This window comes from Bradyrhizobium sp. NBAIM08 (assembly GCF_020193935.1).
In the GTDB taxonomy this organism is placed as follows: Bacteria; Pseudomonadota; Alphaproteobacteria; order Rhizobiales; family Xanthobacteraceae; genus Bradyrhizobium; species Bradyrhizobium yuanmingense.
Genome location: NZ_JADYVR010000001.1, coordinates 207,702 through 230,922, shown reverse-complemented (window position 1 = coordinate 230,922; position 23,221 = coordinate 207,702). Strand labels below are relative to the sequence as shown.

15 protein-coding genes are annotated in these 23,221 nt (G+C 66.1%); 13 read left to right on the top strand and 2 right to left on the bottom strand.

The features are described from left to right. Positions 1–61 precede the first annotated feature (61 nt). The 3 genes from proS to I6F37_RS01060 all read left to right on the top strand — a co-directional run bounded on the left by proS (position 62) and on the right by I6F37_RS01060 (position 3,464). On the top strand, positions 62–1,381 hold the full coding sequence (gene proS / locus I6F37_RS01070; protein WP_225143337.1) for a proline--tRNA ligase: 1,320 nt from the start codon (positions 62–64) through the stop codon (positions 1,379–1,381). Positions 1,382–1,471: 90 nt separating this feature from the next. Next, positions 1,472–2,752 carry a lipoprotein-releasing ABC transporter permease subunit gene (locus tag I6F37_RS01065; protein ID WP_036010095.1) on the top strand — a complete coding sequence of 427 codons (1,281 nt, stop codon included), beginning with the start codon at positions 1,472–1,474 and terminating at the stop codon, positions 2,750–2,752. Between the two features lie 7 nt (positions 2,753–2,759). Continuing rightward, complete coding sequence (locus tag I6F37_RS01060; RefSeq protein WP_036010093.1) at positions 2,760–3,464, top strand: ABC transporter ATP-binding protein; 705 nt, start codon at positions 2,760–2,762, stop codon at positions 3,462–3,464. 92 nt (positions 3,465–3,556) lie between these two features. On the opposite strand, the gene I6F37_RS01055 is transcribed toward I6F37_RS01060, so the two are convergent. Beyond that, positions 3,557–4,636 (bottom strand): zinc-binding alcohol dehydrogenase family protein, encoded by a 1,080-nt coding sequence (locus I6F37_RS01055; RefSeq protein ID WP_192893193.1) that lies wholly within the window; start codon positions 4,634–4,636, stop codon positions 3,557–3,559. Between the two features lie 111 nt (positions 4,637–4,747). Between I6F37_RS01055 and I6F37_RS01050 the strand changes: the two genes are divergently transcribed. Both I6F37_RS01050 and I6F37_RS01045 read left to right on the top strand, forming a co-directional pair. Continuing rightward, the gene (locus I6F37_RS01050) at positions 4,748–5,521 is read left to right on the top strand and encodes a helix-turn-helix transcriptional regulator (protein WP_225150050.1); all 774 of its coding nucleotides are present in this window, start codon (positions 4,748–4,750) and stop codon (positions 5,519–5,521) included. Positions 5,522–5,692: 171 nt separating this feature from the next. Continuing rightward, entirely contained in the window at positions 5,693–8,842 is a 3,150-nt protein-coding gene (locus tag I6F37_RS01045) for a GAF domain-containing protein (RefSeq protein ID WP_225150048.1), read from the top strand. A 50-nt stretch (positions 8,843–8,892) separates the two neighbouring features. On the opposite strand, the gene I6F37_RS01040 is transcribed toward I6F37_RS01045, so the two are convergent. Beyond that, on the bottom strand, positions 8,893–10,209 hold the full coding sequence (locus I6F37_RS01040; RefSeq protein WP_225150046.1) for a hypothetical protein: 1,317 nt from the start codon (positions 10,207–10,209) through the stop codon (positions 8,893–8,895). Between the two features lie 581 nt (positions 10,210–10,790). Between I6F37_RS01040 and I6F37_RS01035 the strand changes: the two genes are divergently transcribed. From I6F37_RS01035 to pyrH, 8 genes are all read left to right on the top strand, one after another. Then, positions 10,791–11,513 carry an outer membrane protein gene (locus I6F37_RS01035; RefSeq protein WP_036025267.1) on the top strand — a complete coding sequence of 241 codons (723 nt, stop codon included), beginning with the start codon at positions 10,791–10,793 and terminating at the stop codon, positions 11,511–11,513. Between the two features lie 446 nt (positions 11,514–11,959). Continuing rightward, complete coding sequence (gene dnaE / locus I6F37_RS01030; protein ID WP_225147148.1) at positions 11,960–15,463, top strand: DNA polymerase III subunit alpha; 3,504 nt, start codon at positions 11,960–11,962, stop codon at positions 15,461–15,463. A 194-nt stretch (positions 15,464–15,657) separates the two neighbouring features. Next, entirely contained in the window at positions 15,658–16,098 is a 441-nt protein-coding gene (locus I6F37_RS01025; RefSeq protein ID WP_225150044.1) for a DUF2846 domain-containing protein, read from the top strand. A 354-nt stretch (positions 16,099–16,452) separates the two neighbouring features. Continuing rightward, a complete protein-coding gene (locus tag I6F37_RS01020) occupies positions 16,453–17,148 on the top strand; it encodes a carbonic anhydrase (protein WP_225150042.1) in 696 nt (231 codons plus the stop codon). Between the two features lie 222 nt (positions 17,149–17,370). Continuing rightward, positions 17,371–20,175 carry a caspase domain-containing protein gene (locus I6F37_RS01015; protein ID WP_225150040.1) on the top strand — a complete coding sequence of 935 codons (2,805 nt, stop codon included), beginning with the start codon at positions 17,371–17,373 and terminating at the stop codon, positions 20,173–20,175. A gap of 211 nt (positions 20,176–20,386) precedes the next feature. Continuing rightward, positions 20,387–21,382 carry a 30S ribosomal protein S2 gene (locus tag I6F37_RS01010; RefSeq protein WP_036010040.1) on the top strand — a complete coding sequence of 332 codons (996 nt, stop codon included), beginning with the start codon at positions 20,387–20,389 and terminating at the stop codon, positions 21,380–21,382. Between the two features lie 133 nt (positions 21,383–21,515). Beyond that, positions 21,516–22,439 carry a translation elongation factor Ts gene (gene tsf, locus I6F37_RS01005; protein WP_225112543.1) on the top strand — a complete coding sequence of 308 codons (924 nt, stop codon included), beginning with the start codon at positions 21,516–21,518 and terminating at the stop codon, positions 22,437–22,439. Positions 22,440–22,498: 59 nt separating this feature from the next. Then, the gene (gene pyrH / locus I6F37_RS01000) at positions 22,499–23,215 is read left to right on the top strand and encodes a UMP kinase (protein ID WP_036010035.1); all 717 of its coding nucleotides are present in this window, start codon (positions 22,499–22,501) and stop codon (positions 23,213–23,215) included. Positions 23,216–23,221: the final 6 nt, after the last annotated feature.

Below are 23,221 nucleotides of genomic sequence, written 5' to 3'. Positions count from 1 at the left end.
TTGTGTTTTCGCTCCCAATCCGGTTTCACTGCAGGCGATCACTGATTCCCAGAGTATTACCATGCGGTTGTCGCGGTTCTTTCTGCCCATCCTGAAGGAAAATCCGAAAGAGGCGGAGATCGTCTCGCATCGGCTGATGTTGCGTGCCGGCATGATCCGGCAGGAGGCGGCGGGCATCTATGCCTGGCTGCCGCTCGGCTTTCGCGTGCTGAAGAAGATCGAGCAGATTGTGCGCGAGGAGCAGAATCGCTCCGGCGCGATCGAGGTCTTGATGCCGACGCTCCAGCTCGCCGACCTCTGGCGCGAGAGCGGCCGCTACGACGCCTACGGCCCGGAGATGCTGCGCATCGCCGACCGCCACAAGCGCGAGCTGCTGTACGGACCGACCAACGAGGAAATGATCACCGAGATCTTCCGCGCCTATGTGAAGTCCTACAAGAACCTGCCGCTCAATCTCTATCATATCCAATGGAAATTCCGCGACGAGCAGCGTCCGCGCTTCGGCGTGATGCGCGGCCGCGAGTTCCTGATGAAGGACGCCTATTCCTTCGACCTCAACGAGGCCGCGGCGCGCGTCGCCTACAACAAGATGTTCGTCGCATACTTGCGCACCTTCGCGCGGATGGGGCTGAAGGCGATCCCGATGCGCGCCGAGACCGGCCCGATCGGCGGCGATCTCAGCCACGAGTTCATCGTGCTCGCCGAGACCGGCGAATCCGGCGTGTTCATCAATCGCGACGTGCTGGACCTGCCGGTGCCGGGCGAGGACGTGGATTATGAGAGCGACCTGACGCCGATCATCAAGCAATGGACCTCGCTCTATGCGGCGACCGAAGACGTCCACGATGCCGCGCGGTTCGAGCAGGAGGTGCCGGTGGACAAGCGGGTGAACACCCGCGGCATTGAGGTCGGCCAGATCTTCTATTTCGGCACCAAATATTCCGAGCCGATGAAGGCGCTCGTGGCGGGGCCTGATGGTGTCGACGTGCCGATCCATGGCGGCTCGTACGGTGTCGGCGTCTCGCGCCTGCTGGGTGCCATCATCGAGGCTTGCCATGACGATGCCGGCATCAAATGGCCGGAAGCGGTGGCACCGTTCCGCGTCTCGATCCTCAACCTGAAGCAGGGCGATGCGGCCGTCGATGCGGCCTGCGAGAAGCTCTATGCCGAGCTCACGGCCAAGGGCATCGACGTGCTCTATGACGACACCGATCAACGCGCCGGTGCCAAATTCGCCGCCGCCGACCTGATCGGCATCCCCTGGCAGATCATGATCGGGCCGAAGGGGCTCGCCGACGGCAAGGTCGAGATCAAGCGGCGCAGCGACGGCGCGCGCGAGACCATGTCGCCTGCCGACGCGGTTGCAAGACTTGTGGGCTGAGAAGGCTGATCGGCTGAATATTGTTCATCGCGCGATATCGCGGCCGCCAATCCGGCCACAATTGACCCCGAATCATGGGATTATCGAGCGATGGATGAGACCATGACCGAAACCGTGCAAACCGCGCCTTTCGCGCCATTCGAGTGGATGCTGTCGGCGCGCTATTTGCGGGCGCGGCGGAAAGAGGGATTCATCTCGGTCATCGCCGGGTTCTCCTTTCTCGGCATCATGCTCGGCGTTGCGACGCTGATCATCGTCATGGCCGTGATGAACGGCTTCCGCAAGGAACTGCTCGACAAGATCCTGGGCCTCAACGGCCACATCCTGGTCCAGCCCCTGGAATCGCCGCTGACCGACTGGAAGGACGTTGCCGACCGCCTCAGCCAGGTCGAGGGCATCCGGCTCGCGGCGCCGGTGGTTGACGGTCAGGCGCTGGCGTCATCGCCTTGGAACGCCTCGGGCGTCCTGGTGCGCGGCATCCGCTCCGACGATCTCAACAACCTCACCTCGATCGCCAAGAACATCAAGCAGGGCTCCCTCGAGGGCTTTGACGAAGGGCAGGGCGTTGCGATCGGCCGGCGCCTCGCCGATCAGCTTTCGCTGCATGCCGGCGACAGCATCACGCTGGTGGCGCCGAAGGGCGCAGTGACGCCTATGGGAACGACGCCGCGCATAAAACCGTACAAGATCGTCGCGGTGTTCGAGATCGGTATGTCCGAATACGATCTCGGCTTCGTGTTCATGCCGCTTGCCGAGGCGCAGGCCTATTTCAACCGCAGCAACGACGTCACCTCGATCGAGGTGTTCACGACCAACCCCGACAGGATCGACGCCTTCCGCAAGGCGGTGACGGAGGCGGCGGGCCGGCCGATCTTCCTGGTCGATTGGCGGCAGCGCAACTCGACCTTCTTCAACGCGCTCCAGGTCGAACGCAACGTGATGTTCCTGATCCTGACCATGATCGTGCTGGTTGCCGCGCTCAACATCGTCTCCGGCCTGATCATGCTGGTGAAGGACAAGGGCAGCGACATCGCGATCCTGCGCACCATGGGCGCCTCGCAGGGATCGATCATGCGGATATTCCTGATCACGGGCGCTTCGATCGGCGTGGTCGGCACGCTGGTCGGCTTCTGCGTCGGCCTCGTGATCTGCGTCAACATCGAATCGATCCGGCAATTCCTGTCCTGGCTGACCTCGACCGAGCTGTTCTCGCCGGAGCTCTACTTCCTGTCGAAACTGCCCGCCGAGATCGACGTGGGCGAGACCACGGCCGTCGTCATCATGGCGCTGACGCTGTCGTTCCTGGCGACGCTCTATCCGTCGTGGCGCGCCGCGCGCCTCGATCCCGTCGAAGCGCTCCGGTACGAGTGAGGGACTGATGGAGCAGCAGCAGGGGGCAGAAGATGTACCGGTCATTTATCTCCACGAGATAAAGCGGCAGTACTTGCAGGGCGAGGTGCCGCTGACGATCCTCGACGGCGCCAAGCTGGCGCTGTGGGCCGGTCAGTCGGTCGCGCTGGTGGCGCCGTCGGGCTCGGGCAAGTCGACGCTGCTGCACATCGCTGGGCTGCTGGAAGCCCCCGATTCCGGCGAGGTCTATGTCTCGGGCGCACCGACCTCGCAATTGCCCGACATCGAGCGCACCCAGCTGCGCCGCACCGATATCGGCTTCGTCTACCAGTCGCATCGGCTGTTGCCGGAGTTCTCGGCGCTCGAGAACGTCATGCTGCCGCAGATGATCCGCGGCCTGAAGAAGTCCGAGACCGTCAAGCGTGCCAAGGAGATCCTGGGTTATCTCGGCCTCGGCGACCGCATCACCCATCGCCCCGCCGAGCTGTCCGGCGGCGAGCAGCAGCGTGTCGCCATCGCCCGTGCAGTGGCCAATGCGCCGCGCGTGCTGTTTGCGGACGAGCCGACCGGCAATCTCGACCCCGGCACCGCCGAGCACGTGTTCCAGGCCCTGATGCAACTGGTCAAGGCGACGCACGTGTCGATGCTGATCGCCACCCACAACATGGAGCTCGCCGGCCGTATGGACCGGCGCGTCTCGCTGTCGAACGGCCAAGTGGTCGAACTCGACTAAAGAGCTCGAAAACAACCCCATGCACAGTAGCCAAGTGCTTGGTGAGACTTCCGAAAAAAATCGAAGACGGCGGTCCGTCGCCGCCTCACAATTCAGGGCCTGATCACCGTCAATTTGAACGGTCCGCCATTGGCGGCAGCATGCGCCACGGCTTCGTTGGCGTGGTCGAGATCGAAGGTCTCTGTCTCGTACTCTTCCAGCCGCAGCAGCCCGGCACGCACCAGTGCGATCAGGCGGCTGGCCGCATCGGGCGGATACATCCAGACGCCGTGGATGCTGATGCAGTTGCGCATGATCCAGGGGTAGGGCAGCTCGAGGCCCGGCCCGCCCGCCATGCCGACGCCACCCATCAGCACGACGCGTCCGTAAGCGCGGACCGTCATGACTGCCGCGCGCACGACAGTCGGGCTCACCGAGGGCGGCATGATGTCGAAGACGCAGTCGATCGGCCCCGGTGCGGCGCGCTTCATCGTCTCACGGTCGTCGTCCTCGTCACCCGAGAGCTTGACCGGCTTCACCCGCGCCCCGAAGCGGCGGACGAGGTCGGCGAGGATCCGTTCGTTGCGGCCCGGCGCGACCACGCAGGCTGCGCCCATCGCCAGCGCGACGGAGACGGCGGCGCTGCCGAAATTGCCGGTGGCGCCGCTCACCAGCACGGTCTCGCCCGGGCGAAGGTTTGCCGCAAGGAAGCCGCCATAGGGCACCAGCAGCGTGCCCAGCGCGCACCATTGTGTCGCCTGCTCGGACGTGATCGGGCCGAGGGGTTTGACGTTCTCGGTCGGCACCCGCATCTGCTCGGCGAAGGAGCCGTGGCGAAAGTGCTGTTGCAGGCGCATGCCGCCGGGTCCCGCGGCGGTCAGGCCCTGCAGGGCGATATCCGGCGCCGCGGCGTCATCGCGCGAGCGCACTGTCGGATCGCAGAACACCCAGTTGCCGACGGCAAGCCTGGTCGCGTCCGGACCGATCGCGCGCACGCGGCCGATGCCGCCTGGGCCTGGAATGATTGGCAGGTCGAGCGCGTAGTTGCGCGTCCCGTCGAAGACCTCGTTCATGTAGGACAGCACGCGCGTCGCGACGACGTCGACGATGACCTCGCCGGTGCCGAGCACCGGTTCGGGGACAGTCTCGATCGCCAGCGGCGAGCCGAAGGATTTGAGTACGGCAGCTTTCATGATGTTCACCTCGAGGTCGGGTGAAGTCCGTATGCGCTGCCCTGGCGGAAGTCAGGAAGGCCTGGTATTATCCTAGTATTTCATAGGCCCTCCATCGCCGGGACACCCGCCATGGTCGATCCACGCCGCGTTGAATTCGGGGACTTCCTGAGGTCCCGCCGCGAAAAGCTGTCGCCGAAGGCGGTCGGGCTTCCGGTGGGCCGGCGCCGGCGCACCGCGGGGCTGCGCCGCGAAGAAGTCGCGCAGCTCGCCGGCATCGGCGTCGACTGGTACATCCGTCTCGAGCAGGGCCGCACGGTCAGCCCGTCCGTGACCACCGTGGATGCGCTGGCCCGGGCCCTCCGTCTCAGCAAGGCCGAGCACGCCCACCTCAAGGCGCTGGCGCGCGAGCCCGCAAGGAGCCCCTTCACCCGCGAGATCGTGCCTCCGCCCATTCGTCGCATGATCGAGAGCCTGCATCAGCCGGCCTACATCACCGGCCGGCGCTGGGACGTGCTGGCCTGGAACGATGCGGCCGAGGAGGTGTTCGGGTTCGGGCGATTGCCGGAGCAGGATCGCAACACGCTGCTTCTTATGTTGACGAACAAGCAGACGCGAAAATCCTACGGCGCCGGCTGGACCGACGTAGCCAAGGCGATGGTGGCGATGTTTCGCGCCAATCACGACGTCTGGGCCGGCGATCCCGCCTTCACGGAGCTGCTGACGCGGCTGCGCGAGAGCAGTCCGGAATTCGTCGAATGGTGGGAGGCGCACGACGTTCGCAGCACCATCTCGGGCCGCAAGACCATGAACCATCCGAGCAAAGGCGTGCTGCACTTCGAGCACACCAGCTTCCAGGCCAATGACGATCCCGCGTTGAAGCTCGTGATCTATACGCCGGTCTAAGCCCGCCGTTGTTGAAGACACTTGACCACCTGCATCGCGCGCTGGGCCGAGCAGGACCCGAGAGGCGTCTTGATGCTGAGCCGCCCCTCGCGCCGGGAACCGAAGGCCCCACCTACAGTTACTGTCTCATCATTGTGCAGGTGGAGCGAGGGACGTGTTCGGGGTTGACCGATGACGACAGCGACCGGGGGATCCTCGGCCGACCGCAACGCCGTCTTGGCCACCCTCGGCGATCATATTCGAGAGATCGGCAGCCCCGACGATCTCGCCTATGCGGCGGCCGAGCTGCTTGGCCGCAGCCTCAATGTCAGCCGGGCAGGTTACGGCACCGTCGACACCTCCGCCGAGACCATCACGATCGCGCGCGACTGGAATGCGCCTGGGATCTTGAGCTTGGCCGGCGTGCTGCGCTTTCGCGACTATGGCAGCTATATCGAAGACTTGAAGCGGGGCGAGACGGTCGTCTGCGCCGATGCCGAAAAGGACGCTCGCGTCGGCGACCGCGCCCGAGCTCTCGAGGCGATCTCGGCGCGCGCATTCGTCAACATGCCGATCTCCGAGCCCGATGGGGTCGTGGCGCTGCTCTACCTCAACAATGCCACGCCGCGCGAATGGACCCCGGCGGAGCTCGAGCTCATCCGCGAGGTTGCCGAACGCACCCGCACCGCCGTTGAACGTCGCCGCGCCGAGAGCGCGGTGCGCGAGAACGAAGCGCGACTCCTCTTCCTGGACGCTCTCAACAAGGAAACGGCCAAGACGCGCGATGCAGACGGCGTCATGGCAGTGACGACGCGAATGGTCGGTGAGTATCTCGGCGTCTCCAACTGCGCCTATGCCGACATGGATCCTGATCAGGACGGCTTCACCATCCGCGGGGATTGGGCTGCCCCCGGTGCGATGCACATAGTGGGGCACTACAGCCTTGCCGACTTCGGCGAGAAGGCGGTGCGAGAGCTGGGCGCCGGCCGCCCCCTCATCATCAACGACAATCTGAAGGAGATCGCCCCCGAGGAAGCCGCCACCTTCCAGCGCATCGGCATCGGTTCGACGATCTGCATGCCCTTGGTGAAGGAGGGGCGCCTGACCGCCTTGATGGCCATTCATCACCGTGGCCCGCATCTTTGGACGCCGCGCGAACTTGCCTTGCTCACCGAGGTGACGGAGCGATCATGGGCGCACATCGAGCGCGTCCGATCGGAGCAGGCGGCGCGCGAAGCTGCCGAGCGGCTCGTCCTCGCCAACAAGGCCGCCGGAATCGGCACCTGGGACTACGATCCGGTCAACGACATTCTTCGATGGGATAACCGCTGCAAGGAGGTGTTCGGTCTCTCACCGGATGCCGAGGTCAGCTACGAGGGCTCATTCCTGAAGGGCATCCATCCCGACGACAGGCAGCGCGCCCATGAGGCCGTCTCGACCGCGTTACAGCCCAATTCTCCGGGAAGCTACAACATCGAATACCGCACCGTCGGCATCGAGGATGGTGTCGAGCGCTGGATCGCCGCAACGGGTCACGCGATCTTTTCTGACGGCCACGCCACGCGATTCATCGGGACCGTGCTGGATATATCCGCGCAAAAGAAGACCGAGCGTCATCTGAGGATCCTCAACGACACGGGAGCATCGGTTGCCCGCGAACGCGATCTCGAGAGGATCGTGCAGATCGTGACGGATGCCGGCGTCGAGCTGACGGGCGCCCAGTTCGGAGCCTTCTTCTACAACGTCCTGGCCGCGGACGGCGGCAGCTACATGCTGTATTCGCTGTCCGGCGTGCCGCGATCCGCTTTCGAAAACTTCCCGATGCCGCGCGCCACCGCCGTGTTCGAGCCGACCTTCAAGGGCACGGGCGTGGTGAGGTCGGACGACATCCTGCAAGACCCGCGCTATGGCAAGAATGCGCCGCGGAAAGGCATGCCCGAGGGCCATCTCCCGGTCCGGTCATACCTTGCGGTCCCCGTGATCTCGCGCAGCGGCGAGGTGCTCGGTGGGCTTTTCTTCGGTCATGCGGAGGTCGGTCGATTCCACGAGGAGCACGAATCCGCATTGCTCGGCATTGCCGGCCATGCCGCGACGGCCATTGACAATGCCCAACTGCTGACCAGGCTCGAAGCGCTCAATGCCGAGCTGGAACAACGTGTCGCCGACGAGATCGCCGAGCGCATGAAGGCCGAGGAGCAATTGCGGCAATCGCAGAAGATGGAAGCCGTCGGGCAATTGACCGGGGGGATCGCCCACGACTTCAACAACATGCTGGCCGTCATCCTCGGGAGCTTGAATCTCGCCAAGCGGCGGCTCGGCAAGGGCGAGCTCAACATTGACCGCTTCTTGGATAGTGCAACGGATGGTGCGAACCGTGCCGCCACGTTGACGCAAAGATTGTTGGCGTTCTCGCGGCAGCAGCCTCTTGCGCCCGAGGTCGTGGACATCAACAAGATGGTCGGTGAGATGAGTGAGCTGCTCGAGCGCTCGCTCGGCGAGCTCGTCCGTCTCGAGACGGTCCTCGCGGCTGGCCTTTGGCGCGTCAAGGCAGACCCTGCCCAGCTCGAAAGCGTTCTCGTCAATCTTGCTGTCAATGCACGCGATGCCATGCCGAAGGGTGGCAGGCTGACGATCGAAACCGCCAACGCCTCGATAGATCGGAAATATGCCCGCGAATACGCGCTGCAGCCGGGGCAGTACGTGCTCATTGCGGTGACGGACAACGGCACGGGCATTGCGGCGGACGTGCTGGGAAAGGTCTTCGATCCGTTCTTCACGACCAAGATCGTCGGCAAGGGGACTGGCCTTGGCCTCAGCCAAGTCTACGGCTTCGTGCGGCAGTCGGGCGGCCATGTCAAAATCTATTCGGAGGTGGACGTCGGCACGACCGTGAAGATCTATCTTCCACGCTTCGCGGGCGAGGAGCCTGTCTCAACCCCGTCGCACGGCGTGCCACATCCCGGTGCAAGTCCGCAGAGCGAGACCATCCTCGTCGTCGAGGACGACGAGCGGGTCCGCGGCATCTCGTCCGAAAGCCTGCGCGAGCTTGGTTATACCGTCGTCGAGGCCGCCAGCGCCCGGGAGGCGATCGGCAAGATCGAAGGCGGTTTCGTTCCGGATCTGCTGTTCACCGACGTCGTCATGCCCGACATGACCGGTGCCGAACTCGCGGCCGAGCTGTCGAGACGATACCCGGATCTGAAAGTGCTGTTCACCACCGGCTACACGCGCAACGCGATCGTCCATAATGGCGTGCTCGATGCCGGCAAGCATTTGCTGTCCAAGCCCTTTGCGATCGAAGACCTGGCCGCCAAGGTCCGCTCCCTGCTCGATGAGGGTTGAATGAATGTTGCGTGTTGAATCGCCCGCCCGGGGCGATGTCCGACGTCATTTCAAGGCGACGGAGCGGGCCGAGGGTTTGTGCTGACGGTCAGTTGGGGGGCGGGCGTCCAAGGGCTCTCGGGCCAATGAACTGCCTGCCAGGGAGCCGCTTTCCCAGGCGTCGTCGGCCAGGAGCTTGTCGGGCCCGGCGTCGGCAATCCGCAGGATGCCTTGAGCCGAGCCCATTGTGACGGCAGGCCCGCCAGGTCGAGCTCGAATGTCATGATGTCCGTCTTGTCATCCGCGATCGGCGTGGTTTCGCGGACATGCAGGGAGCGGGAGGCCAGTATCGCCTTGACCATGTCGGGGTCGATGTTGCTGCGCCAGACCTCGTGCTTGCCGGTCCGCACCGGAGATCCTCCGGCCGTCTTCTCCTTGTCGGCATCCGCCGTGATCAGGATCGTGCTCTTGACGGTGGCCGTTTCGTCGACCTCGGCCGCAAACGTCAGCGGTGCGCCCTTGCTGCTTTCGCAAGACAGGCGCAGCTCCATCGTTCGGAACGCGGAGCCGTTCGCCTTCTTTGCGGTCGCGATCTTGCGGACGAACGGCCGGGCCTCCTTCTCCAGCGACCAGTTTGTCTCAGCGAGCGGTCGCGTGTCGATGCCGAAACCGTGGAGCTCGGATCGCGTCAGCACGTGCAGGCTTTCGAATTTCACCGTCCGGATCAGCGAATCGAGCTCGCGACCAATTCCCATCGCGGCGATGAACGCGGCGCGATCGCGATCGGCCGCCAAGAGCCGGCGGCGCCTGTATTCCGCGACCGCCGCCGGATCGGGCCGTCCGTCGAAGGCGAGCACCAGCTTGGAATTATGGACCGCTATTGTGGCGTCGGGGGCGACCTCGCGCGATGCCGCCCCGAGAAACAGGTATGCGCAGGCCGAGTTGCACATGGCACGGTTCGTGGTGAGCTCGGCCTCGACCTCGCCGCTCGCGTTCTTGAGCTTCAAGCAAGCGGCGTCTCCCTGCGTGCCCGCGGCGCAGGCGGTCGCGATCGTCCGGCCAACCCTGGCAACCGCCTTGCGGCTGCGCAGCAACCGCGCGATCGCGTAGGACTGCTCGACGTTGCCGCCGGGCGAATGAACGTAGATCGGACGCTGCAGGTCCTTGACGGCGGCGAGGAAGCGGCGAATGCGCAGCGCAGCCTCCCGATCGATCTCGCCCTCGATGGCGATCCAGCGATCGCAGCCCGGCCCGCATGCGTCGGCAGGTCCCTTGGCGAGATAGATCGTCAGCCTGGAGGCGAAGCCGGCTTTCTCGGCCGGCATTGCTTCGGCACGCAAAGCGGCCGGGAGCAGCGAGGCCAGGAGGAGCAGGATACGGGCGAGCATGGCAGGATCGACTGCGCGAAGGAAGGCTAGGCCCGACGCTATCCGATGACCGGCGCGGTCACAACTTGCAGTCCCACGCCCATGCGGACAGGCGGCCGGCCCCCGCAACCCCGATTCGAGAGCGTTCCGGCGCCTCGGTTCGCACCTCGCGGTAGCGAACTCCATCGCCCGACGCTGGCGGCGACGCGCATGCCGGTTAGCGCGGATTAGAGCAGAAGGGATGATCGTCTGAACGCGCGCGGGCGAGCGTGCGATCGATGCGAGCGCGAATGTGATGAAAGCGAGCGAAAACATGGCGACAATTTGGATGCGGAACTCAAGCGTGTCTTTGATTCTCCCATCACGCGAATGTGCGCGCGACGATGTTGCGCGCGCATGCAGTTTGTCTCGCCTCGGCGACACTGAAATTGCTGAAGACCCTTGTTTCAAAGGGTTTCCGCGCCCGTGCCGATAAACATTTGTTAGTGAGCAAGGTCCTTTCGATCGCACCTGTTGCCTCGTGGTTACAGCAATTCCGTCGATCGCTGTTATGACGACACCACGGCCGGGGGGCCCACTGAAGAAACTGGAACGGGAATCAAATGAAGAAGAATTTGTTGCTTGCAGCTGTCAGCCTCGTCGCGCTCAGCGCGGCTGCGCCGGCACTTGCGGCAGATCTCGCGGCACGGCCCTACACCAAAGCACCGCCCGCGGCGATCGCTGCGGTGTACGACTGGAGCGGCTTTTACATCGGTATCAACGGCGGCGGCGGTTCGGCTGACACGTCGTGGGATCTGGTCGGCTTCGGTCCGGAAGGCTCCCACAACTCGACCGGCGGCACCGTCGGTGGCCAGATCGGTTACCGCTTTCAGTCCGGCCAGTTCGTGTTCGGTCTCGAGGGCCAGGGCAACTGGGCCGACTTCTCGGGTGACAACATCAGCGCAATCACCGGTTTGCGGAACCGGACGCGCGTCGATGCGTTCGGTCTGATCACAGGCCAGGTTGGCTATGCCTGGAACAACGTCCTGCTCTACGCGAAGGGCGGTGCGGCGGTCGTCAGCAACAAGTACGACGTCTACAGCGTCGTGACGGGTGCGAATCTCGACCGGGCCGACGAGACCCGCTGGGGTGCCACGGTTGGCGCGGGCCTGGAGTTTGGTTTTGCTCCGAACTGGACGGTCGGCGTCGAGTACAACCACATCTTCCTCGGCGACCACAACGTCACCTTCGCCAGTGGCGCTGTCGAACGCATCGGGCAGGACATCGACATGGGTCTCGTCCGCCTGAACTACAAGTTCGGCGGCCCGATGATCGGCCGTTACTGAGACTGACCGCTCCACGTGAGCGGCTGACGAAAGCCCCGGCCTCGGCCGGGGCTTTTTTGCTGTTTGTCTTCAGCGAGTTAACCATCTCCTTTCGGCGGCTTCCGGATCGCTTGACTCCATAGAACGAAATGAGAACAATGTTCTTCATACGTTCCAACAGGGGAGCAGGCCATGTTCAGGGTTTTCGTGGAAGAAGCCGCCGCACTGGCGTCCATCACGCTGTTCGTCGGGATGATCGCGATTTGGGCCCAGGTCATTCCGCAGCTGTAGGCCGGCTTTCTCCGACCTCTTGGGGAAAAGCGGGACGACGCGCCCAAGCGGCCGCTCCGGCGTGGACTCTCAAGCTGTGAGACCCCACCATTGAGAGGCGAGTCGGCCGCGAGTGCATGATGCCTTGAGGCGCCGGCGACCGCTCCATCTCATCTGCAAGAGGCCGTCACGCGACCATGCCGAGCGCCGGATTTGTCCACCTTCACGTTCACTCGGCCTATTCGCTGCTCAAGGGCTCGATCAAGATCGCCAAGCTCGCCGAGCTTGCCAAGAAGGACCACCAGCCGGCGCTGGCGCTGACCGACACCGACAATCTGTTCGGCGCGCTGGAGTTCTCCGACAAGATGGCGGGCTCCGGCATCCAGCCGATCGTCGGCTGCGAGCTCGCCATCGATTTCGGCGACCAGGATCCCAACGCGCGCAACGCGATGGGACCCTCGCGCGTGGTGCTGCTCGCCGCGCAGGAGCGCGGCTATCGCAGCCTGATGCGGCTGAACTCGCGTGCGTTCCTGGAATCGCCCGACAGCCATGCTCCGTTCATCAAGCTCGACTGGCTCGAGGGCGAGACCGAGGGCCTGATCGCGCTGACGGGCGGGCCGGACGGGCCGATCTCACTGGCGCTCGCCGGCGGCATGGCCGAGCTCGCCGGGGCGCGGTGCGAGCGTCTGGCTGCTCTGTTCGGCGACCGTCTCTACATCGAATTGCAGCGCCACAACGCCGAGAAGGAGCGGCGCGTCGAAGGCGGCCTGATCGACATCGCCTACGCCAAGGGGCTGCCGCTGGTTGCGACCAACGAGCCATATTTCGCGACCACCGACGATTACGAAGCGCATGATGCGCTGCTCTGCATCGCCGGCGGCCGGCTGATCGCCGAGACCGACCGTGTGCAGCTGACGCCGGATCATCGCTTCAAGACGCGCGCCGAGATGGCGGTGCTGTTCGCCGACATTCCGGAGGCGCTGGCCTCGACGGTGGAGATCGCCGAGCGCTGCTCGTTCCGGCCGATGACGCGCAAGCCGATCCTGCCGTTCTTCACCGTCGGCGCCGCGGCGAGCTCGGACGCAGCCGCGGTCGAGGCGGCCGAGCTGAAGCGGCAGGCGGAGGAGGGGCTCGCCAATCGTCTGCGCGTGCACGGCCTCTCTCAGGGCACGACGGAAGAAGACTATAACAAGCGCCTGGCGTTCGAGCTCGACGTCATCATGCGCATGAAGTACGCGGGCTACTTCCTGATCGTGTCCGACTTCATCAAATGGGCCAAGGCTCACGGCATTCCGGTCGGGCCGGGCCGCGGCTCCGGCGCAGGCTCGCTGGTGGCGTGGGCGCTCACGATCACCGACCTCGACCCGATCAAGTTCGGCCTGCTGTTCGAGCGCTTCCTCAATCCGGAACGCGTCTCGATGCCGGACTTCGACATCGACTTCTGCCAGGACCGCCGCGGCGAGGTGATCAGTTACGTGCAGCAGCGCTACGGCCGCGACCAGGTCGCGCAGATCATCACCTTCGGTACGCTGCAGGCGCGCGGCGTGCTGCGCGACGTCGGCCGCGTGCTGCAGATGCCCTACGGCCAGGTCGACAAGCTGACCAAGCTGGTGCCGCAGAATCCGGCGGCGCCGGTGACGCTGGCCGCCGCGATCGAGAGCGAGCCGAAGCTGCAGGCGTTCCGCGACGAGGATCCCGTGGTGGCGCGCGCCTTCGACATCGCCCAGCGTCTCGAAGGCCTGACCCGCCACGCCTCGACCCACGCGGCCGGCATCGTGATCGGCGATCGCCCCTTGAGCGAGCTCGTGCCGCTCTACCGCGATCCCAAATCCGACATGCCGGTGACCCAGTTCAACATGAAATGGGTCGAGCCGGCGGGCCTCGTGAAGTTTGACTTCCTCGGCCTGAAGACGCTCACCGTGCTCGACGTCGCCTGCAAGCTGCTCAAGCCGCGCGGCATCGATGTCGATCTCGCCACGCTGCCGATCGACGATGCCGAGAGCTATCAGATGCTGGCGCGCGGCGACGTGGTCGGTGTGTTCCAGGTTGAAAGCCAGGGCATGCGGCGGGCGCTGATCGACATGCGCCCCGACCGTTTCGAGGACATCATCGCGCTGGTCGCGCTCTATCGGCCGGGCCCGATGGCGAACATCCCGACCTATTGCGCGCGCAAGCACGGCGACGAGGAGCCGGAATATCTGCACCCCGTGCTGGAGCCGATCCTGAAGGAGACCTTCGGCGTCATCATCTACCAGGAGCAGGTGATGCAGATCGCGCAGGTGATGTCGGGCTATTCGCTCGGCGACGCCGACCTGTTGCGCCGCGCCATGGGCAAGAAGATCCGCGCCGAGATGGACAAGCAGCGCGACATCTTCGTCGCGGGGGCGGTTAAGAACGGCGTGCCGAAGGGGCAGGCCGAGACCATCTTCGAGCTGCTCGCGAAATTCGCCGACTACGGCTTCAACAAGAGCCACGCGGCGGCCTATGCGCTGGTGTCCTACCACACCGCATACATGAAGGCGCATTATCCGGTGGAGTTCATCGCCGCGTCCATGACGCTCGATCTGAACAACACCGACAAGCTCTCCGAATTCCGCTCCGAGGCGCAGCGCCTCGGCATCAAGGTCGAGCCGCCGAACATCAACCGGTCGGGCGCGACCTTCGAGGTCGGCGAGAACACGATCTACTACGCGCTCGCCGCGCTCAAGGGCGTCGGCATCCAGGCGATCGAGCAGATCATCGCGGAGCGCACCCGGGGCGGCCTGTTCACCTCGCTCGCCGATTTCGCCGCGCGCGTCTCGCCGCGCGCGATCAACAAGCGCATCATCGAAAGTCTCGCCGCCGCCGGCGCCTTCGACACGCTGGAGCCGAACCGGGCGCGCGTCTTTGCCGGTGCGGATGCGATCCTCGCCGCCTGCCAGCGCGCGCATGAAGCTGCGACCATCGGCCAGAACGACATGTTCGGCATGTCGGCGGATGCGCCGACCATCATGCTGCCGCAGGTCGAGCCATGGCTGCCGGCCGAGCGGCTGCGCCGCGAATACGACGCGATCGGCTTCTTCCTCTCGGGACATCCGCTCGACGATTACGCGACCGTGCTGAAGCGGCTGCGGGTGCAGAGCTGGGCCGAGTTCTCGCGCGCCGTGAAGACCGGCGCCACCGCCGGCAAGGTTGCCGCGACCGTGGTCTCGCGCATGGAGCGGCGTACCAAGACCGGCAACAAGATGGGCATCATGGGGCTGTCCGATCCCACCGGCCATTTCGAGGCGGTGCTGTTCTCGGAAGGCCTTGCGCAATATCGCGACGTGCTGGAGCCGGGCGCGGCCGTGCTGCTGCAACTCGGGGCCGAGCTTCAGGGCGAGGACGTCCGCGCCCGCGTGCTGCATGCCGAGCCGCTCGATGATGCTGCGGCGAAGACGCAGAAGGGGCTGCGCATCTTCCTGCGCGACACCAAGCCGCTGGACTCGATTGCCAAGCGTCTCGCCGGGCCCGAGATGGCGGCTTCCAACGGCGGCGCGCCGAAGGTCGGCAGTCCGGGCATCGCACCGCGCGGAAACGGCGACGGCGAGGTCTCGCTGGTGCTGATGCTCGACCTCGAGACCGAGGTGGAGATGAAGCTGCCCGGCCGCTTCAAGGTCTCGCCGCAGATCGCCGGCGCGATCAAGGCGGTGGCAGGCGTCGTCGACGTGCAGCAGCTTTAGCTTCTCCGCCACGCGTTCCGGTTTTTGCAAAGTCGTCATACTGCATCGGTTGCAACCCTGCGCTGATTCCGACTAGCATGTCCCCGGGGAATGGAATGGGGCGTGTGATGCTGCGACAGGTTGCGTTGTTGTTGGCCGTTTGTGCCATGCTGACGGGGTGCGTCAGCAATCAGGTTGGGACGGACTTTGCGTCGGTGTCGAAAAAGGTTGGTCCTCCGCGCGCGGGGCACGCGCGTGTGGTGTTCCTGCAGGACAAGAGGAGCGGCCTGAGCATGGCCATTTGCGCCTGCGAGGTGAAGCTCGACGGTGCGCCGCTCGGAAAAGTCGTGGCCGGGAAATATGCCTATGCCGACCGGCCTGCCGGGCGTCACGACGTGCTGCTCACCGAGCTGATGTTTCCGGGCGAGACCAAGCGCGAGATCGTCATGGAGGCGGGCCGGACGCATTTCTACCTGATCAAGAGCAGCCCCCGGCACGATGCGGCCATGGGCGGCGCCGTGCTCGGCGGTTTGGCCGGACTTGCGGTCGTGTCCGTCGCGACGGCGGGCGAGGCCAATCTCGGGCCGGGCGAGCTCGTCGCGCTGGATGAGGCAACCGCGCGGACGAAGCTCGCGGAGCTGGAAGCCGTCGAGTAGGGCGCGCGGTACGACGACGTGCCTCTGATCGCGCTGGCGCAGGGGCTCTTTGGCGGGTTGATCTCGAATGCATGCAGGCGGACGCATGTTCGTGCAATCGTCGGGCGCGGAATGACCGGCCTTTCGGCTTGCAGCATAGCGCGCGGTGCAGCAATCATCGGTTGCATCAACTAACATTTGTTATTTCTTCATATCGGCGCACCTATCTTCGCGACGCTTCATTCGTCCACTGACCCGAGGAGACGTCACATGTGCGACAAGTGTTCTGACACTCTGCATCACCAATCTCTGCGCCAAGACTCTCTGCGCCAAGACTCTCTGCGCCAAGACATCGCGCCGTCGCGGCGATCGGCGATGCTGTTTGGCGCCGCCGCGTTCGGCATGACCTTCGCCGGTGGAGCTTTCGCCAGTGGCGCCTTGGCCAAGGACGCCAAGCAGCCGCCGAAGCCGCAGAACGTGCTGTCGCCCGACGCGTCGCTGAAGCGACTGATGGAAGGCAATGGGCGCTACGTCGCCGGCGTGTCGCGACGTCACGATTTCAAGCACGAGCGCGAGGCGCTGGCCGGCGGACAGAATCCGTTCGCGGCCGTGCTGAGCTGCGCCGACTCGCGCATTGCACCGGAATATGCGTTCGATGCGGGGCGCGGCGACCTCTTCGTCTGTCGCGTCGCCGGAAATTTTGCCGGCACCGAGACCATCGCAAGCATGGAATATGCGGTGGCGGTGCTGAACACACCGCTGATCCTCGTGCTCGGCCATGATGCCTGCGGCGCGGTCGACGCGACGCTGAAGGCGATCAAGGACAATACGTCGTCGCCGGGGCACATTCCCTCGTTGGTCGATGCGATCGCGCCCGCCGCAAAGGCGGCGATGCAGCAGGGCGGGGACGTGCTCAACAAGGCGATCCGGCAGAACGTGGTCGACAACATCGCCAAGCTGAAGACGGCTGCGCCGATCCTCAATGCGGCCGCGGAGCAGGGCAAGCTGAAGGTTGTCGGCGGCATCTACCGGCTAACCACGGGCACGGTCGATCTGATCGCCCAGGGCTGAACGGGCCGAGGAGCCTTGTGCCGCAGTGCGGTCGCGAGGCTTGCAGGCCTCACGTGGAGGTTCGAGGTTTGACGTGAGGTTTGGCGTGGAGGTTTGAGTTGGGCGGCGGCGCCATGCCGCCGCCTCAATCCGCGCTTTTCGTTCAAGTGCCATTCAGCTGGCCGCGCGCCTGATATGCGGTATATGCGGTGGCTACCTCAACGACAAAAGCAGGCACAAGCCATGCGTGGGACGCTCAAAGTCTTCCTCTGCCTTCTCCTGCCGATGGCGATCCTTGCCGCAGGCGCGCCGCATCAGGCGCGTGCCCAGCAGCAGGAAAAGCGTATCGCGCTCGTGGTCGGCAATGGCGCCTACGCCAAATCGCCGCTGGCGACCACCGCGAACGATGCCGGCCTGATCGCGCAGACGCTACAGGCGGCCGGCTTCGACGTGGTCGGCGCGCGCGATCTCGACGGCGACACGCTGCGCAAGAGCTTGCGCGATTTCATCCAGAAGGCCCAGGCGTCGGGCCCGGGCACCGTCGCGATGATCTATCTTGCCGGCTACGGCGTGCAGCTCGCCGGCGAGAACTATTTCATCCCGGTCGATTCCAACATCAGCCGCGACACCGACATACCGACCGAGGCCCTGCGCATCAGCGACTATGCGCGCCAGCTCGCATCGATTCCGCTCAAGGCCAATATCGTCGTGCTCGATGCAGCCCGTGCGCAGCCCTTCATCGAGGGCGGTCAGCCGATCGCGAGCGGTCTGGCGCTGGTCGAGCCCGAGGCGAACATGCTGATCGCCTTCAATGCCGCGCCCGGCACGGTGGCGCCGGAGGAGCCGGGGCCCTACGGCATCTATGCGCAGTCGCTCGCCGAGATGATCCGCACCGGCGGCCTGCCGCTGCCCGAGGTGTTCGACCGCGTCCGCCTGCGCGTCAACGAGGCCTCCAAGGGCGCGCAGGTGCCCTGGAACGAGCAGAAGATCTCGGCGCCATTCTCGTTCTTCGAGCGCGCGCCCGATGCGCCGCCGCCGCAGGCTGCGCCCGACCAGGTCGCCGCGATCCGCGGCAAGCCGATCCGCGATCTCGGGGTGCAGGACGCCTATGCCGCCGCGCTCGAGCGCGACACGCTGGCGGCCTATGAAGAGTTTCTCGCGGCCTATCCGAACGATCCCCTCGCCAAGCGCGTGATGGCGATCGTTGCCGCGCGCCGCGAAGCCATCACCTGGCGGCGGACCTACCGGACCGACACGCCGGAGGCCTATTGGTCGTATCTGCGCCGCTATCCGCGCGGGCCGCATGCGGCGGATGCGCGGCGCCGCCTTGCGATCCTCACCGCGCCGCCCGAGCCGCCGCCGACCTTCGCGATGATCGACTACGACGTGCCGCCACCGCCGCCGGAGGAGGTGGTCTATGTCGATCGCCCGGTGCTGTATTTCAGCGATCCCGATTTCGGCTTCGCGCCGCCACCGCCGCCGCCGGTCTATTATCTGCCGCCGCCGCCGCCGGATTTCGTCGTGCTGCCGCCGCCGCTGCCCGTGGTCGGCCTGTTCGTGCTGCCGCAGCCGGTGTTCGTGCCGATCCCGGTGTTCGTGAGGCCGCCGGTCTATGTCGCGCCGCCGCCGAACAACATCATCTACCAGAACATCCACAACACCACGGTCATCAACACCGTGATTAACCGCCCGCCGGCGCCGCCGCCGGCCGCGGGGCCGGCGCTCGGATCTGGGATCGGACCTGGCAATCTGGCGCCGGCGGTTGCCGGCCGCGCCACGCCGGCAGGACCGGCCGTGCCGCAGGCGGTCGTTCAGCGCGCCGCCCTGATCCAGCAGGGCAAGGCGCCGATGCCGCCGAGCGCGACCATCCAGCCGACGGCAAGGCCGGGTCTCGCGACTCCGGCTCCGGCCAATGTCGCGCCTGGCGCGACAGCGCCGCCGCCCGCCGGCGCCAAGCTGCCGCAGGCTAATACTGTGCCGGTGCCGGGAGCTCCTGGCAGCCCGCCAGCCGGAGCGGCGCCCGGAGCTGGGACGCCGGGAGGCACACCAAGTCCGACCGCAAACGCTCCCGCCGGCAGTGCCGCTACAACCCCGCAAGCGCTGGCTCCGACCAAGCCGCCGCCGGCCAATACGCTGCCGGGATCTCCGGGCAGCCCGCCGGCCGGAGCGCCGCCCGCGACGGGGACGCCCGGCGGCACGCCCAGTCCGAGCGCGAACGCTCCCGCCGGCAACGCCGCGGCAACCCCGCAAGCGCTGGCCCCGACCAAGCTGCCGCCGGCCAATACGCTGCCCGTGCCCGGCACCCCCGGCGGGCCGCCGCCGGCCAGGGCAGGGGCTGTGCCCGGGACCGTCCCACCCCCTGGCAAGCCCGCCGCGACCGCCACGGCGCCGAGCGGCAACGTTCCGCCGGCGCAGCCGAACGCGGCAACGACGCCCAGTCCCCCGCCGGCTTCCGGAACCGCGGCGAGCCCGTCCGCGGCCCTGCCCAGGCCGGGGACGACGAGCCCGCCTGTGCCTGACCTGCGCGGCAGGCCCGGCGGGCCCCAGCCGGGCGCTTTGCCGCAGCCGAGCGCGGCCACCGGCAAGCCCGCGGCCCCGACTGCGGTCAAACCCGCGACACCTCCGCCGCCGCCGCCCGTAGCGGCGCGGACACCGTCCGGAGTTCAGGATCGTCGGCCCGCGCCACCGCCGCCGCAGGCCGCCAGGCCCGCCGCTCCGCCGCCGCCTCCTCAGGCTCTGGCAAGGCCGACGCCGCCGCCTCCGCCGCGCGTTGCGCCACCTCCGCCGCCGCGAGCGGCGCCTCCGCCCGTGGCCGTGGCACGGCCGGCGCCGCCGCCACCTGTTGCCCGGCCGGCGCCGCCTCCGCCTCCGCCAGTAATGGCGCGGCCGGCACCACCTCCGCCGCCGGTTGCGCGGCCAGCGCCGCCGCCGCCGCCACCTCCGGTCGCCCGACCGGCGCCGCCGCCGATGGCCGCCGCGCCGCATGCGCCGCCGCGGCCGGCCGGACCGCCACCGAAGAGCTGCCCCCCGGGCCAGCCCAGGTGTTAGGAGGCGCGAGGGGCAGGGGATGCCGGGATGCGACAGCAGCCTAGAGGCGTCCCCAAAGGCCGTTATTTCCTTGCTTCTGGCCGAAATGGCGCTATATAGCGCGCCATCTCACACGGAAACATGGCTCACAAGGCCGTCCGGTGGCAACCGGGGCGTGAACGCTCCGTTTTGCTCACACGTTTCCGGAGGAACCAACCGGAGAATTAGAACGATGGCACTGCCCGATTTCACTATGCGTCAGCTGCTCGAAGCTGGCGTGCACTTTGGTCACCAGTCTCACCGCTGGAATCCGAAAATGGCTCCGTTCATTTTCGGCACCCGCAACAACATCCACATCGTCGACCTCGCCCAGACCGTGCCGATGCTGCACCAGGCCCTCCAGGCCGTCAGCGACACGGTGGCCAAGGGCGGCCGCATCCTGTTCGTCGGCACCAAGCGCCAAGCGCAGGACGGCGTTGCCGACGCGGCCAAGCGCTGCGCGCAGTATTTCGTCAATTCGCGCTGGCTCGGCGGCACGCTGACCAACTGGAAGACGATCTCGGCTTCCATCAAGCGCCTGCGTCACCTCGACGACGTGCTCTCGGGCGGCGAAGCCAATTCCTACACGAAGAAGGAGCGCCTGACGCTGCAGCGCGAGCGCGACAAGCTCGACCGCTCGCTCGGCGGCATCAAGGACATGGGCGGTCTGCCCGACCTGATCTTCGTGATCGACACCAACAAGGAAGACATCGCGATCCAGGAAGCCCAGCGGCTCAACATCCCGGTCGCCGCGATCGTCGACACCAATTCGGACCCGAAGGGCATCACCTATGTGGTGCCGGGCAATGACGACGCCGGCCGCGCCATCTCGCTGTACTGCGATCTCGTCGCGCGTGCGGCGATCGACGGCATCTCGCGCGCGCAGGGCGATTCGGGCATCGACGTCGGCGCCTCGGCCCAGCCGGTCGCCGAAGAGCTGCCGGCGGCGTCCTCGAGCGGCTTCCAGGGCCTTGCGGGTCCCCGCGGCACTGCCGACGACCTCAAGAAGCTCCCGGGCGTGTCGGGCGCGATCGAGAAGAAGTTCAACGACCTCGGCATCTTCCACTATTGGCAGCTCGCCGAGCTCGACCACGACACCGCGCACACGATCGGCGAAGAAGTCGGTCTGCCGAGCCGTGCGGATGCCTGGGTGGCCAAGGCCAAGGCGCTGACCGCGGAAGCGGAATAGTTAAAAAGAGCGATGGGTTGGCCGGATAGGATCCGGCCACCATTTCAGTTGACGCGAATTCCTGAGATGGACCGCGGCGGGGCGATTCGATGCCGCGCCGCGGCAAACCGGCAGGCACAAAGGATTTTCAACGATGGCAACGATCACAGCTGCGATGGTCAAGGACCTGCGCGAATCGACCGGCGCGGGCATGATGGACTGCAAGGCCGCGCTCACCGAAAACGACGGCAACATGGAAGCGGCGCAGGACTGGCTGCGCAAGAAGGGCCTGTCCAAGGCCGCCAAGAAGTCGGGCCGCGTCGCCGCCGAGGGCCTGATCGGCGCGCTCACCAAGGGCACCAAGGGCGTCGTGGTCGAGGTCAACTCCGAGACCGACTTCGTTGCGCGCAACGGCCAGTTCCAGGGCCTGGTCAAGATGATCGCCCAGGTCGCGTTCGACGTCGGAGCGGACGTCGAGAAGATCAAGGCCGCCAAGGTCGGCGACGTCACGATCGAAACCGCCATCAATGATGCGATCGCCACCATCGGCGAGAACATGACGCTCCGCCGCGCCGCCGCGCTCGAGGTGAGCCAGGGCGTTGTCTCGCACTACGTCCATGGTGCCGTCATCGACGGCGCCGGCAAGATGGGCGTGATCGTGGCGCTGGAATCGCCGGGCAAGGCCGATGAGCTCGCAGCGCTCGGCCGTCAGATCGCGATGCACATTGCGGCCGCCAACCCGCTGGCGCTCGATCCGTCCGGCCTCGATCCGGCCGTGGTCAAGCGCGAGAAGGACGTACTGGCCGACAAGTACCGTCAGCAGGGCAAGCCCGAGAACGTGATCGAGAAGATCGTCGAGTCCGGCCTCAAGACCTACTACAAGGAAGTCTGCCTGCTCGAGCAGGCCTTCATCCACGACACCGGCAAGTCGGTGGCGCAGGCGGTGAAGGAGGCCGAGGGCAAGGTCGGCGGGGCTGTGAAAATCGCGGGCTTTGTGCGCTATGCTCTCGGCGAGGGAATCGAGAAGCAGGAAAGCGACTTCGCGGCCGAGGTCGCCGCGGCCAGCGGCAAGAAGTAAGCGCCGGAAGTTCCTTCCGGCGTGCCGCCGGAAGCGGCGCCCGGACAAGGAAAGTGCTCATGACTGATCCGGTCTATCGTCGCGTCGTGATCAAGCTGTCCGGCGAGTATCTCGCGGGACGGCAAGGCTTTGGCATCGATCAGCCGACCGTCGACCGGGTTGCGGACGATCTGATCGCGGCCCGCCATCTCGGCACTGAGGTCGCGGTCGTGATCGGTGGCGGCAACATGGTCCGCGGCGTCGAGGTCTCATCCCGCGGGGTGTCGCGCACCACCGGCGACACCATGGGCATGCTGGCCACCATGATGAATTGCCTCGCGCTGGAAGCGGCGATCGAGCGCAAGGGAACGCCGGCGCGGACCCTGTCGGCCTTCGTCATGCCCGAGATTTCCGAGCTGTTCACCCGCACTGCGGCACACAAATACCTGGCCGAGGGCCGCATCGTGCTGCTCGGCGGCGGGACCGGCAACCCGTTCTTCACCACCGACACGACCGCGGTACTGCGGGCCGCCGAGATCGGCGCGCAGGCGGTCCTGAAGGCGACGAATGTCGACGGGGTCTACTCGGCCGATCCGAAGCAGGATCCGACCGCGACGCGGTTCGACCGCCTGACGCATTCGCAGGCGATCGAGGGCGGTTACAAGGTGATGGATGCGACCGCCTTCGCGCTTGCCCGCGAGACATCGCTGCCTATCATCGTATTCTCGATCGCGGAGCCGGGCTCGATCGGCGCGATTCTGCGTGGCGTCGGCCACGGAACCATCGTCGCCGGCTGACGGCTC

Excerpts from the sequence above, each read along its gene's own strand:
- proS (WP_225143337.1), top strand. The coding sequence starts at position 62 with ATGCGGTTGTCGCGGTTCTTTCTGCCCATCCTGAAGGAAAATCCGAAA.
- I6F37_RS01065 (WP_036010095.1), top strand. The coding sequence starts at position 1,472 with ATGGATGAGACCATGACCGAAACCGTGCAAACCGCGCCTTTCGCGCCA.
- I6F37_RS01060 (WP_036010093.1), top strand. The coding sequence starts at position 2,760 with ATGGAGCAGCAGCAGGGGGCAGAAGATGTACCGGTCATTTATCTCCAC.
- I6F37_RS01055 (WP_192893193.1), bottom strand. The coding sequence starts at position 4,636 with ATGAAAGCTGCCGTACTCAAATCCTTCGGCTCGCCGCTGGCGATCGAG.
- I6F37_RS01050 (WP_225150050.1), top strand. The coding sequence starts at position 4,748 with ATGGTCGATCCACGCCGCGTTGAATTCGGGGACTTCCTGAGGTCCCGC.
- I6F37_RS01045 (WP_225150048.1), top strand. The coding sequence starts at position 5,693 with ATGACGACAGCGACCGGGGGATCCTCGGCCGACCGCAACGCCGTCTTG.
- I6F37_RS01040 (WP_225150046.1), bottom strand. The coding sequence starts at position 10,209 with ATGCTCGCCCGTATCCTGCTCCTCCTGGCCTCGCTGCTCCCGGCCGCT.
- I6F37_RS01035 (WP_036025267.1), top strand. The coding sequence starts at position 10,791 with ATGAAGAAGAATTTGTTGCTTGCAGCTGTCAGCCTCGTCGCGCTCAGC.
- dnaE (WP_225147148.1), top strand. The coding sequence starts at position 11,960 with ATGCCGAGCGCCGGATTTGTCCACCTTCACGTTCACTCGGCCTATTCG.
- I6F37_RS01020 (WP_225150042.1), top strand. The coding sequence starts at position 16,453 with ATGCTGTTTGGCGCCGCCGCGTTCGGCATGACCTTCGCCGGTGGAGCT.
- I6F37_RS01015 (WP_225150040.1), top strand. The coding sequence starts at position 17,371 with ATGCGTGGGACGCTCAAAGTCTTCCTCTGCCTTCTCCTGCCGATGGCG.
- I6F37_RS01010 (WP_036010040.1), top strand. The coding sequence starts at position 20,387 with ATGGCACTGCCCGATTTCACTATGCGTCAGCTGCTCGAAGCTGGCGTG.
- tsf (WP_225112543.1), top strand. The coding sequence starts at position 21,516 with ATGGCAACGATCACAGCTGCGATGGTCAAGGACCTGCGCGAATCGACC.
- pyrH (WP_036010035.1), top strand. The coding sequence starts at position 22,499 with ATGACTGATCCGGTCTATCGTCGCGTCGTGATCAAGCTGTCCGGCGAG.